Source organism: Paraburkholderia sp. BL9I2N2, assembly GCF_004339745.1.
Classification (GTDB): Bacteria; Pseudomonadota; Gammaproteobacteria; order Burkholderiales; family Burkholderiaceae; genus Paraburkholderia.
This window is the reverse complement of record NZ_SMGP01000004.1, coordinates 1,013,581-1,026,390: the sequence shown is the minus strand read 5'-3', so window position 1 is coordinate 1,026,390 and position 12,810 is coordinate 1,013,581. Positions and strand designations below refer to the sequence as shown.

Sequence of the window (12,810 nt, the reverse complement as noted above, 5' to 3'; positions counted from 1 at the left end):
GCTTTTTGCATATCACTTCGCCAGCAGTCGGCCGAGAGCCTTGCCGACGGGATCATCCATATCCGAGCGGTTAATCATGTTCGGGAGGACCACTTTGCCACTGTCGACCGCCTGCTCCCACGTTCGTGCGTCACCCCACTCCTGAATGTTTGGTTGCGCCGTAATTTTTGCGAGGTCCGCAACCGGAAGATCTGCGAGACCGCCATCCAGATAGGCCAGAGGGTGTGTCCTGAACGCGAAGGCCTTGAACATATCGTCGTCGAGTTCAAGTTCGTATTGCGGAACCATCATCTTGAAGCTGCCATTCCCAGGCTTCTGGCTGCTCATCCGAATCAAATCTCCCATCATGTTCTTGTTGAGTCCATCTTCCATATTTTTCTGAAGATGCCACCGCGCTTTTTGTAGCCACGCCTGCCCTTCCGGACTCAACTTCGGATAAAGCTTGGCTCCATAAGTAGAGCAATAGTAGTACCCATAGCTCACGTAATACGAGGGCGGTTTATGCTCGCAACCGACATGTCGCATCATGAAATTGCCATGACGAGACCAATCGGAATCGGTGCTCTCAGGCGCTATCAACCGCTCGCGACGATGCAGCAAACGACGCGCGACCTCCTTGTCTTTCCATGGATCCCACGAGGTGGCGAAAGCCTTGACCGTTTCCCAGGCACTTGAGACGCTAACCTTTTCTACCGTTTCAAGATACTCACCGTGTAATGGCTGATAGTAGTACGGACATTTCCCGATTATCGAAGCCGCTGCGGGCGGCACGATCCTGTTGCAACTGCTTAGCGCGACTGTCGGGCGAACCTGATAGCCGCTGGGCGTCAGCATTGCCGTGCCCGTTCCAAGGACTGTGCCCTGCTTGTCACCCATCAATGGTTCTCCAGAAATTTAATGACCACGTCTTTGGGCACGTGACTCTGCGTCAGCCCTGTTTCACCGAGATCGTTCGTGACACCCTGCGAAATGAGCGTGCCGTCAGAGAACATCTGGAACCTCGTATTGGCCGCGGGGATATCCGTGCCTGCCCAATGCGCGATAAATGCCTGATCGTAGTTACCTTCCGAACCGGGCATGGTGGGGATGGCAGCGGACATTTGGGTTGGCCCTGCGAACGAATGCTGGCCGCCCTTGACATCGATCTTGCCAGGCGCATGAATCTCGATGTTGCCGTCCCTAACTCGGATATACGCACCGCCCGATGTAAGCAGGATTTCCTGCTTCGCTGCCGCCTCGACCTTTTCCGTTGCCGACAACAGCTTCAACGTCTTTTGTGCGGTCAGTTCGATGTTGTCCGCGTGCGCCTGAACTTCCACCTTGCCTTTGCCCGCAAACAGTTTCATCCCCGCGCTCTGCACGAACAGACTGATTTTCTCTGAGACGCTCGCGATCAGTGATTTACCGGCTGCGATATGCACGTTCTGTCCGCCGACGAGGTTCAGATGCTGGTCAGCGGACAAATGTGCGGACTTCGGCGTGGACATGGCGATGCCCGCCGGGCTGCCAAACAGCATGACCGGCTGCTTGAATGCGTTCGCACTCCCCGTTCCGCCTCCCGCGGTGTTTCCACCTGATGATGAGCCCGACACGCTGTTCTGTGTCGCGTCACTGAATGACTTCAGCGAGTCGTACCCATCCTTGAGGCTTTCCGCCTGATGCGTGGTACTGGAATTCGACATCGCTTCCAGCACGCTTTCCGAATTGACCAGTTGGGCGGACGTTTCCCGCGCGTCCAGCGGTTGGCTGGCCGCCGGATAAGTGGTGACGTACAGACCTTGACCCGCGCGCACTGCACCGTAGGCATCGGACTTCAGATCGAAGCCGCTGCCGAGGTAACGTCCTCTCCTATTACCGGACTGATCGATCAGGTACCCCAAATGCAATTGGGCATTGGAGTTCGTGGAATATAGATGAACGCGATTCTGGCCTGTAGAGTCATCCATTAACATCTGGCTGTAGCCGCTGCCCTGATATTCCCTGGATTGGTAGCCGGACAGCAACCCGTTGGAATGCCAGTGAGGTTGTGTTGCGCCGTTGTAGACGCGGCCCGTGACTAGCGGCCTGTCACAGTCGCCGTCCAACCAACTGATCAGAACCTCTTCGCCGACCCGTGGCACATGTACGCCACCATATCCACCGCCCGTATCGGACATGGCAACGCGCACCCAGCATGACGAGTTTTCATCGCCGTTATTGAGCCGGTCCCAATGGAAGCGCACCTTGATGCGGTTCAGCGAGTCCGTGTAGACCTCTTCATTGGCAGGGCCGGCGACAATCGCTGACTGCAAATGCATGTCAGGTTTGTGATGCTCGAACGGGCTGCGATATGGAGCGGCCTTGCGTTGTGCCTCAATTTCGACAACGAAGAAGCCTTCACTACCATCAGCGTGCCGAACTTTCAGTCCGTCTTCAGCGGCATAGTTTGTTCTGATGGCCGCGAGGTCGCCCTTCAGGCCATCAGGGAAATCCGCAGCGTGGCCGGACGCGGGCAGGTTGTTCTCAACGAACCAGGTGGCGTCGATAATTGCGAACCGCCGGTTCTGGGCGCTATCTGCGGCGTGCGCGGGGTGATTGTCGAGTTCGAACCAGCGGCCGGCATCCGCGCCTCGCACACCGCCCGCACCGAAGAACCGCTTGGCTCGTGATTCCCACTCTTCCACGCGAACTTTGGACAGGCTATCGCCCCGGTCCTGTTTGCCGTAGCTATAAGCCCCGGTATATTCATACACTTCCGCTTGCTGGGGCAGGCTTCCTTGAGTAGGAAGCGTCGGGATGTTAGTCCCCTTCGGATTGCCCGGCGAAGCGGGCGCCTTGTAATCGAAGGTGCGAGTCGTGAGCGTCACGCTTTGCAGCATTCGCGTGCCCGACCAGAGAACAAACGCATCGGTCTCGCTGTTCGTGCCGGCGCGATAGAACTGAACCGTCTGCGGTGAAAGTGAGGGGAGCGAGTCCAAGCTGTCCGTGACGATGAACGTATGCGACTTGCCGTCGCCCGCCTGCTCGAAATAGCCGAACAGTCCCTCACTTTCCATGAGCCGGTGAACGAAATTCCAGTCCCTCTCGTATTGCACGCAGAACGAACGCGAGGGCAAGGGCTTGCTTAGGGCGAAACGGAATGCACCTTGGGCCTGCGGGTGCATGTTGAATACATCGGTCAGGATTTCGTCGGCCGGCTTGTCTTGCCAGATACGCGCATCTTTACGGAAGCGCAGAAAGTGCATCCACGATGCAAACGCGATCTGGTAGCTCGTGAGCCCGCTATCCGATCCGAGGCGACGTGCGGTATGCACATATCCGTGATGAGGCAGATAGGACTTGTCTGTCTGCTGGATCCACAACGTCGCCGGCTGGGCGATCAGGGTCTTGAGCTCAACCGCGCCCGATGTGGAAACGACATCGGCAGTGAACTCGTAGTCACGACCGATTCGTGAGCGACCGACGACCCGCTGGGGCACCAGGACATCAGTTCCCAGTGAGGTTTCCAGCTTCAACAAGCGGTCACTCTGGACAAGCCCGCCGGTTATCGCCCCGATTATGTCCTGCGCACTCATACCGCCTCTTCTTGTTAGCCGACTGCGCGACCGCGCTCTGCGCGATTTTACAAAACATCAGAAGAATCGGCCAGCCACTAATAGTCAGCAAGTGTGAAGCGACATTAATCTTTGAATTTTAGATATGCGTCGGGCATACGGGGAAATGCTTCGGCATGAGAAGCGTTGGATGGTAAACACGTCATACAGCAGCCACGGCCATACGGGCCCACCCTTTGGCCGATCCCTTTGACTTAACAGTGACGTTCTTTTATCAGCAATGAACTGACCGACCGGTACAGCGGAGGTCTCAGAAAAAATGCAGGCCTTATGAATTCGCCTTAGAAGTCAAAATGATCCGGATTTTCTGATTCTTCTATTGCAGGATGATTTCCCCACCGTTTTTTCACATGGCGAATGGCTCGTCAATAACCCAAACCCGCGCGACCTCGCTCCTCACCCCACCCTCGCGTAATAAAGATTCTGCGGATGCTTCGCCTCTGCAAAGAAAAACCAGCGCTCCGCCACCAGCCCCGCGTACTGCACGAGACACGCCGCAGCCAGCAGACCGAGCGAAACGCCGATCGAATGCAAGCTCGCCCCTAACGCCATCAACAACACCGGCGCGACGAACGCCGTCGCGAGAAAGCCCCATTTGACACCGCGCAGCGTCCCCGCCGATTTGCCGTGAAAGAACTCGCGCAGATTGAACGCCCCGGCGGTGAAGCCGCGCGACACCTGCACCAGCTTCGGATTGTGAATGCCGGTGGCGCTCTGTACCGTCGACTTCGGCCGCAAGCGCGCATTGCGCACGAGCGACGCCGAGCGGCTCGCGAGACCCGCGAGCGTCAGCAAGCACGCGCAGACAGCGAGCCCAGCGGTCCACTCAGGCGCAAACCACGCGGTCAAAGCCGTCGCCAGCGTGAAGCCTGACGCGCAGCCGAGCAGTGCGAAGTTGACCAGTGTGAGCGGCGTAGCCCACTCCTGCAGAAAGCGCAGACACGCGTAGATCATCGCCGTGCAGACGAACAGCACGGCGCTCGCCAGCACGCCGAGCCAGCCGATCGCGAGCGACCACGGCGAGCCGAACCAATGCGCGACACCGTAGAAAAACGCACAGGCGAGAAACGCCGGCAGGCACAGACATTCGCGCGACAACCACGAGGTCCGCCACATCGCGATCGCACGCCATGCGCGTTCGGGATGGCCGAGATGAAAGAACGATGCGAGCAGTCCGAGCGCTCCCAACACCACCGACACGCCCGCGCCAGCGACATAGAACGCCTCGACAGGCGACCCGAGCAGGCCAAGATGCGCGGCAGTTTCCACGCCGACGAGCGCGATCAGCAGCCCCTGCGCCGCGCCGCTCAAAGTGGTCAGAAAAACCACGGAGAATGCGGGATTCATCGTGAGGTCCTATCGGTTCATTAGATGCGCGTCGCCATCGACGCGAGATGCAACTCGCCGCGCTCGACTTGCGCATCGAGCGATTCCGGCGACACGCCCGGCTCCTGCAACGAGCCGGCCGATTTGCATGAACAGGAACCGCTGCCGCAACCCGCGGCCTCGGTCGGCACACGCGGCAAATAGTGATTCGCCGGCCGTGTATTCCACTCGGGCATCAACTGGTAGCCACCGCGCTCCTCGATCGCCTTCGACACCACCGAATCCGGATCATGAATATCGCCGAACAGCCGCGCCGAAGTCGGGCAAGCGAGCACACAGGCCGGCTGACGGTCGCGCTCGGACAGATTTTCATCGTGGATCCGATCGACGCACAGCGTGCACTTGGTCATTTCCTTGCGCCCTTCGTCGAGCTCGCGCGCGCCGTAAGGACACGCCCACGCGCAATACTTGCAGCCGATACAGCGGTCGAAGTCCACCAGCACGAGCCCGTCTTCCTTGCGCTTATAGCTCGCACCGGTCGGACAGACCGGTACGCACGGCGGGTCCTCGCAGTGCAGACACGACTTCGGAAAATGGATCGTCTCGGCGTTGGGAAAACTGCCGGCTTCAAAGCTCTGCACCCGGTTGAAGAAGGTGCCGGACGGATCCGCGTCGTACGGATTCAGATCGGCGAGACTGCCCGATTCGCCCGACGTGTTCCACTCCTTGCAACTCGTCACGCACGCATGGCACCCCACGCACACGTTCAGATCGATCACCAATGCCATCTGTGTCATCAAAGGCTCCTTGCGGCTGTCTCGATGCTATTTGCGCCCCGTCGCGCCGCGCAGCCGCGCCGCGAACTCCCCTCGTCCCGCGAAGTAGGTCTGCACGATCCGCGAGATCACGCCGTTCTCACCCGGCACCGCGGCCATCGCCGCGAATTGCGGCAGCGTGTGCCGCGCGTCGGCTTCCGCCGGATAGATGCGCACGCGCACGTCGTACCACGCGGCCTGGCCCGTCACCGGATCGGAATTCGACATGCGCCGCGCCACGTCGTCGTCGCGGCCGGGCAGCTCGTCGGTGATGAGGTGATTGAGCAGGAAACCGCGTTGCGATTCATTCGCGCCCGGGCCGAGGTTCCATGCACCCGACGCCTTGCCGATCGCGTTCCATGTCCAGACCGTGCCCGGTTCGACGGTCTCGCTGAAGCGCGCCATGCAACGCACGCGGCCCCATTGCGATTCGGCGTAGATCCAGGCGCCGTCGGCAATACCGTTCTCGGCGGCCATCAACGGATTCATGTACAGATAGTTCTCGCCGTGAATCTGCCGCAGCCACGCGTTCTGCGAGTCCCACGAGTGGTACATCGCCATCGGCCGCTGGGTCACCGCGGCGAGCGGAAACTGGTCGAGGTCGGTAGCCGCGCTTTCCAGCGGCGCATACCAGAACGGCAGCGGATCGAAGTATTTTTCGACGCGCGCGCGCAAGTGATCCGGCGGCTGCCTGCCGCTCGTACGGCCCTGCGCGGCAAGCCTGAACTTCTGCATCACGTCGGAATACAACTGGATCAGAATCGGCTCACCGAACTTGCGAAAACCGTGCTTGACCGCCCACTCGAGATACGGCCCGTTGCAGTTGCGCATGTATTGCAGCGTCTCAGGCAACCGGTAATGAAACACGCAATTGTTCTTCGCGTACTGCTCCCACTGGTTCGGATTCGGTTCACCCACCAGCGCCTTGTCGCCATCCTTGCCACGCCAGCCGATCAGAAAGCCCACGCCGGAATCCGGCGAAGTCGTGAAATTGACCACGAAGTCGGGATAGTCGCGATAACGCCGCGCGCCCTCGGCGGTCGTGAACGCCGGGAATTTCAGACGCGACGCAAGCTCGATCAGCACTTCCTGGAACGGCTTGCATTCGCCGGTAGGCGGCACGACCGGCACGCGCACCGAATCCACCGGACCGTCGAATTCGGAGATCGGCCGGTCGAGCATCGACATCGCGTCGTGCCGTTCCAGATACGTCGTGTCGGGCAGGATCAGATCGGCGAACGCCGTCATCTCCGACTGGAACGCGTCGCACACCACCAGAAACGGAATCTTGTACTCGCCGCTGGCGTGCTTGTCGACCAGCATCTCGCGCACTTTCATCGTGTTCATCGACGAATTCCACGCCATGTTGGCCATGAAAATCATCAATGTGTCGATCGGATACGGATCGCCGCGCCACGCGTTGGTAATCACGCTGTGCATCAGGCCATGCACGGCGAGCGGATATTCCCACGAGAAGGCCTTGTCGATGCGCACCGGCCCGCCCTGTTCGTCGATGAACAGGTCCTCGGGCGCAGCGGGCCAGCCGAGCGGACCGGTGGCGAGCGGCGTGTTCGGCTTGACGGCGTCGGGGCTGTTCGGCGGTTTCGCCGACGGCGGCACGGCGCGCGGAAACGGCGACTTGTGACGAAAGCCGCCGGGCGTGTCGATCGTGCCGAGCAGCGACATCAGCACGGCCAGCGCGCGGATCGACTGGAAGCCGTTGGAGTGCGCCGCGAGGCCGCGCATCGCGTGAAAGGCGACCGGATTGCCGGTGACCGTTTCGTGCGTCTCGCCCCACGCGTCGGTCCAGCGAATCGGCAAGGTGATGCGGTGATCGCGGCTCGTCTGGATCATTTCACCCGCGAGGCGGCGAATCGTGTCCGCCGAAATGCCGGTGATGCCTGCCGCCCACTCGGGCGTGCAATCGGCCACGCGTTCGCGCAGCAAGGCGAACGAGGGCGTGACCGGCGTGCCGTCGTCGAGCGTATAGCGGCCGTCGAGCGCGGGTTCGACGCCGGGCGTGTGATGCGGCACGGCGCGCGCCGCTTGAGCGTCCCACCAGAGATGATTCTGCGGAAACAGCGGGTTGCCGACCGGCCGCTCGGGATCACGCACGAACAGGCCGAAGTTTTCGCTGGCTTCGTCGAGATCGACGAGTTCCGCCGCGTTGGTGTAGCGGCGCACGAATTCGTGATCCCACGCGTCTGCGGCAATCAGTTCGTGCAGAAATGCCATGAACAGCGCGCCATCGGTGCCGGGCTTGATCGGCACCCATTCGTCGGCGATTGCCGCGTAGCCGGTGCGGATCGGATTGATCGCAATGAAGCGGCCGCCCGCGCGCTTGAACTTCGAAATGGCGATCTTGAGCGGATTCGAGTGATGGTCCTCCGCCGTGCCGATCATGAAGAAGAGCTTGGCGCTGTCGAGATCCGGCCCGCCGAATTCCCAGAACGAGCCGCCGATCGTATAGATCATACCGGCCGCCATGTTGGCCGAGCAGAAGCCGCCGTGCGCCGCGTAATTAGGCGTACCGAACTGTTTGGCGAAGAGGCCGGTCAGCGCCTGCATCTGGTCGCGCCCGGTGAAAAGCGCGAATTTTTTCGGGTCGGTGGCGCGAATTTCGCCGAGGCGCTTTTCGAGCACGTCGAACGCATGCTCCCACGACACCGGCTCGAACTGCGCGCTGCCGCGCTCCGCGTCTGGCTTGCGCATCAACGGTTGAGTGAGGCGCGCGGGCGAGTACTGCTTCATGATGCCCGAGGCACCCTTCGCGCAGATCACGCCCTGGTTCAGCGGATGCTCCGGATTGCCGTCGATGTAGCGCACCTCGCCTTCACGCAGATGCACACGAATGCCGCAACGGCAGGCGCACATGTAGCAGGTGGTCGTCTTGATGTCGAGCCGTTCATCCTGCGTGCGGGCGTGATGTTCCATGCGGGATCTCCGTCGCTGCTCCGGCGGGGCCGAAGCGGTGGTGATGCGATACCGCTCATCCTATGCGCCGTGGCCTCACAAGGGAAATCGCCATTTTCGAGAGAAACTATCCGCCACGCCGATAGTTTCCTTTTGCCTTTCAATGGCGCGCCGGCTGCGGCGCTTTGGTCAACGTCGGCTAACCGCGACCTTCGAGTTGCGCGATCAGCGCATCCGGGATCTCGACGCCGTCTTTGTGCGCCGTGTCCGCGAGACGCTCTCTTCGATCGCCGGGCAAGCGCACGTCGTCGTCCGCGAGCATCATGTCGATCAGCGCTTCCACGCGCGACAGATAGGTTTCGTCGCCGGCGAGCGCACCTGGATCGATCGCCCAGAACAGATGGCCGATGCGCGAGCGCTCTCCCTCTTCAGTCAGAAACGAGCCGGCTTCGTAGCCGAAGTTCGCGCCCGTCAGCGCCGCCGCCAGCAGTTCGACGACCAGCGCCAGCATCGCGCCTTTGGCGCCGCCGAACGGCAGCATCATGCCGTCGAGGGCCGCGCGGGCGTCGGTGGTCGGCCGGCCGTCGCGGGTGGTCGCCCAGCCTTCGGGAATCGGCTTGCCGTCGCGCGCGGCCAGCGCGATCTTGCCGCGCGCGATCTGCGACAGCGCGAGGTCGATCACGAGTGGCTCGCCATGCCGACGCGGGAACACGGCGGCGATCGGGTTGGTCCCGAACAGGGCACGGCGGCCGCCCCACGCGGGCATCGCCGCCGGCGAATTGCTGAACGCAAGAGCGACCATGCCAGCGGCGCCGAGCGCGGCCAGATGGGCCGCGCCCACGCCGAAATGGTGGCTGCGCTTCACGCCCGCGACCGCGCTGCCGTAGTGCTTCGTGCGCTCGGCAAGCGTCGAGACCGCGAGGTCGCACGCCGGATAGGCCAAACCGTCCGCGCCGTCGATCAGCACCGCCGCGCCGCGATCCGCCACGATCGTCGCTTGCGCGGCGGGATCGACGCGGCCGTTGCGCAACTGCGCGCAATACATCGGCAAACGCGATACACCGTGCGACGACAAACCGCGCAGGTCCGCATAGACCAGCGCGCGAGCCGTGGACTCGGCGGTGGCCGGCAACGCGCCCGCGCGGCGCAGCAAGTCGACGGCAAGCGTGGTGAGCGCGTCGGGAGACAATCGGGCCATCGGGTCATTCCTCAAGTTGTTGTGTTGTTGGTATTGGTCGGGCGCCGCGGCGAACCGTTCAACCGGAAACACGGCCACGCACTGCGCCGAGCATGCGATCGAAGCGCACACGAAGCAATGCCGCAATGCATCGATTGCGGCATTGCCCATGACGATCCTCATTCGGATCGCCGTCGTGATTGTCCTACTTAGCCGCCCTTTTCCAGCAGCGTCGTGCCGGCGGCCGGGCGTCTCTCCTCGAGACCGGGTTGAGTCGACGGCCCCTGTGCCTGCGGTTTCGACTGCGACTGCGGCTGCACCTGATCCCGGACTTCGCGCGGAGCCGCGAGGAATTCCCGCGCCGCGCGCGCATCGAAAGCCCCTTCCCAGCGCGCAACCACCAGCGTCGCCACCACGTTGCCGATCATATTGGTCAGCGCACGGATTTCGTTGAGCACGCGATCGACGCCGAGAATCAGCGTGATGCCCGCCACGGGAATGATGTTGTGCGTCGACAGTGTCGCCGTCAATGCGACCAGCGCCGCGCCCGCCACACCCGCGCCGCCCTTCGACGTCAGCATCAGAATCGCCAGCAAACCCAGTTGCTGCATCAGCGAGAGATGCGTGTTGGTGGCCTGCGCGATGAACAGCGAGGTCATGGTCAGATAGATCGCGGCGCCGTCGAGGTTGAACGAATAGCCCGTGGGCAGCACGAGGCCGACGATCGCCCGCGGGCAGCCCATGCGTTCGAGTTTCTCCATCAGGCGCGGCAGCACGGATTCCGTGGTGGACGTGCCCAGCACGATCAGCAGTTCCTCGCGGAAGTAGCGCAACAGCGGCCAGAGTCCGACGCCTGCCCAGCGCGCCGCCGCACCGAGCACGACGACGATGAACAGGATGCTGGTGATGTAGAAGCAAAGAATCAGCAGACCGAGTTGCTGCAAGGTGCCGATGCCGTATTTGCCGACCGTGAAGGCAATCGCGCCGAATGCGCCGAGCGGCGCGAGCCGCATGATCATCTCGACGATGCGCATGAGCGTGTCGCCGAACTGTTCGATGCCACGCATGAGCAACCGGCTGCGCTGCGACATGATCGACAGCGCGATGCCGAATAGTACCGAGAACAGCAGCACCTGCAGCAGATCGCCACGCGCGAACGCGCCGACCACCGAATTCGGCACGATCATATCGAAGAAGCTCGAGGACGCCGAATGCGCGTCCGCCACGTAGTGCGTCACGGCGTGCGCGTCGAGCGTGGCGGGATCGATGTTCAGCCCCGCGCCGGGATGCAGCACGTTTGCCACGACCAGCCCGATCACGAGCGCGATGGTGGTCACCACCTCGAAGTAGAGCAATGTTTTGAAGCCGACGCGGCCAACCTGCTTGAGGCTTTCCATCCGCGCAATGCCGACTGAGACGGTGCAGAAGATCACCAGCGTGATCAGCATCTTGATGAGGCGGATGAAGGTATCGCCGAGCGGCTTCATTTCGACGCCGAACGCGGGCGCGAAGTAACCGACGAGAATTCCGGCCGCAAGTCCGATCAGGACCTGCACGTAGAGATGTTTGAGCACGCGCAAGATGGTGTCTCCTCCACTCGCTGCCGCCAGGTGTCGAACCGGCGCCGTAGCGGCATGGCTTGCCGGCAACGGGCGGCGTCGTGGCCGTTCTCCGTGCCGGCGCGCGCCGGGAATTGGGGGTCCACTGCGATACTACCAGGCAAGCGCGAGGCGAGCGAAACAACCGCTCAAACCGCGCTTGCCCGGCCGCCAGACTCAGGCGCTTTCGAACAGCCGGGTCAGCACGAACTCGCGATGACCGAGCGCTTCCGCCGCGGTAAAGCGGCCGTTGATCGTGGCCATCATGCATTCGAGCAGTTTGTCGCCGCTCTGATCGAGGTTTTGTTCGCGCTGCAGGATGCCGGTCACGTCGACGTCGATATGCTCGCCCATGGTGCGCACCGTACGCGGGTTCGCGCAGATCTTGATGACCGGCACGATCGGGTTGCCGATCACGTTGCCCTGCCCCGTCGGGAAGAAATGCACCGCGAAGCCGGACGCCGCGCACAAGGTCACCATCTCTGCCGCCGCTGACGACGAATCCATGAACCATAGACCGGAGTGCGTCGGTTCTTCGGCTTTGTCGAGCACGCCGTCCACCATGCACTTCTTGCCGATTTTCTGAATATTGCCGAGCGCCTTTTCCTCGATGGTCGTGAGGCCGCCCGCGATGTTGCCCTTGGTGGGTTGCGACTCGGAAAGATCGTCCGTCTTCCAGCGGTTGATCATGTCCTGATAGCGGTCGAACATGAACTGGAAGCGCTCGCGCACGCCGTCGTTGGCGCAGCGTGCAGCGACGATCTGCTCGCCGCCGGTCAACTCCGAGGTCTCGCCGAACACGAGCGTGGTGCCGAGTCCGTACAGCTTGTCGAAAGCATTGCCGACGGTCGGATTGGCGCCGCAGCCCGAGGTCGTATCCGACTCGCCGCATTTGGTGGAGACCCACAGCTCCGAGATCGGGCATTCCTCGCGATCGAGCGACGTGGCGTACTGCACCATCTCCTTGGCCGCCTTCGAGGCGCGCATGATGGTGTCGTGGTCGCCGTGCAATTCGATGCCGAAGCCCATCACCGGCTTGCCGGTTTTCGCAATGCCGTCCACCACGCGCTTGGTCCAGCCTTCCTCGATGCCGATCACGACCACCGCCGCGACATTCGGATTGCTGCCCGCGCCGATCAGCGTGCGAAAGTGCAGATCGAGGTCGGCGCCGAACTGCAGCCGCCCGTACGGATGCGGCAGCGCCATGGTGCCCTTGATGTTGTTCTCCACGGCTTGCGCCGCGGCGTTCGACAGATCGTCGACCGGCAGGATGATCACGTGGTTGCGTACGCCAACGCGGCCATTGTCGCGACGATAGCCGCGGAAAGTCGTATCCAGGTCAATCACGCTCATGGTGTATCTCTCGTTCAGGTGTGGGGGCGATTCAA

8 protein-coding genes are annotated in these 12,810 nt (G+C 62.0%); all 8 read right to left on the bottom strand.

From position 1 onward, the window contains the following. Positions 1–12 precede the first annotated feature (12 nt). The 8 genes from B0G74_RS41050 to B0G74_RS41015 all read right to left on the bottom strand — a co-directional run bounded on the left by B0G74_RS41050 (position 13) and on the right by B0G74_RS41015 (position 12,775). Positions 13–876 carry a hypothetical protein gene (locus tag B0G74_RS41050; protein ID WP_132382989.1) on the bottom strand — a complete coding sequence of 288 codons (864 nt, stop codon included), beginning with the start codon at positions 874–876 and terminating at the stop codon, positions 13–15. Continuing rightward, positions 876–3,554, bottom strand: coding sequence for a type VI secretion system Vgr family protein (locus B0G74_RS41045; protein WP_132382987.1), 2,679 nt, complete (start codon positions 3,552–3,554; stop codon positions 876–878). Before B0G74_RS41045 ends, B0G74_RS41050 begins: the two co-directional genes overlap by 1 nt. A gap of 435 nt (positions 3,555–3,989) precedes the next feature. Beyond that, complete coding sequence (locus B0G74_RS41040) at positions 3,990–4,940, bottom strand: DmsC/YnfH family molybdoenzyme membrane anchor subunit (RefSeq protein ID WP_132382985.1); 951 nt, start codon at positions 4,938–4,940, stop codon at positions 3,990–3,992. Positions 4,941–4,960: 20 nt separating this feature from the next. Continuing rightward, complete coding sequence (locus B0G74_RS41035; protein WP_132382983.1) at positions 4,961–5,716, bottom strand: 4Fe-4S dicluster domain-containing protein; 756 nt, start codon at positions 5,714–5,716, stop codon at positions 4,961–4,963. A 27-nt stretch (positions 5,717–5,743) separates the two neighbouring features. Beyond that, the gene (locus B0G74_RS41030) at positions 5,744–8,668 is read right to left on the bottom strand and encodes a molybdopterin-dependent oxidoreductase (RefSeq protein ID WP_132382982.1); all 2,925 of its coding nucleotides are present in this window, start codon (positions 8,666–8,668) and stop codon (positions 5,744–5,746) included. A 178-nt stretch (positions 8,669–8,846) separates the two neighbouring features. After that, positions 8,847–9,845, bottom strand: a complete 999-nt coding sequence (locus B0G74_RS41025) for an Ldh family oxidoreductase (RefSeq protein WP_132382980.1) — start codon at positions 9,843–9,845, stop codon at positions 8,847–8,849. Positions 9,846–10,033: 188 nt separating this feature from the next. After that, complete coding sequence (gene dctA, locus B0G74_RS41020; protein ID WP_243658566.1) at positions 10,034–11,398, bottom strand: C4-dicarboxylate transporter DctA; 1,365 nt, start codon at positions 11,396–11,398, stop codon at positions 10,034–10,036. A gap of 201 nt (positions 11,399–11,599) precedes the next feature. Beyond that, positions 11,600–12,775: a UxaA family hydrolase gene (locus B0G74_RS41015; RefSeq protein ID WP_132382976.1), complete on the bottom strand. Its 1,176-nt coding sequence runs from the start codon at positions 12,773–12,775 to the stop codon at positions 11,600–11,602. Positions 12,776–12,810 lie beyond the last annotated feature (35 nt).

Excerpts from the sequence above, each read along its gene's own strand:
- B0G74_RS41050 (WP_132382989.1), bottom strand. The coding sequence starts at position 876 with ATGGGTGACAAGCAGGGCACAGTCCTTGGAACGGGCACGGCAATGCTG.
- B0G74_RS41030 (WP_132382982.1), bottom strand. The coding sequence starts at position 8,668 with ATGGAACATCACGCCCGCACGCAGGATGAACGGCTCGACATCAAGACG.
- B0G74_RS41045 (WP_132382987.1), bottom strand. The coding sequence starts at position 3,554 with ATGAGTGCGCAGGACATAATCGGGGCGATAACCGGCGGGCTTGTCCAG.
- B0G74_RS41015 (WP_132382976.1), bottom strand. The coding sequence starts at position 12,775 with ATGAGCGTGATTGACCTGGATACGACTTTCCGCGGCTATCGTCGCGAC.
- B0G74_RS41040 (WP_132382985.1), bottom strand. The coding sequence starts at position 4,940 with ATGAATCCCGCATTCTCCGTGGTTTTTCTGACCACTTTGAGCGGCGCG.
- B0G74_RS41025 (WP_132382980.1), bottom strand. The coding sequence starts at position 9,845 with ATGGCCCGATTGTCTCCCGACGCGCTCACCACGCTTGCCGTCGACTTG.
- B0G74_RS41035 (WP_132382983.1), bottom strand. The coding sequence starts at position 5,716 with ATGACACAGATGGCATTGGTGATCGATCTGAACGTGTGCGTGGGGTGC.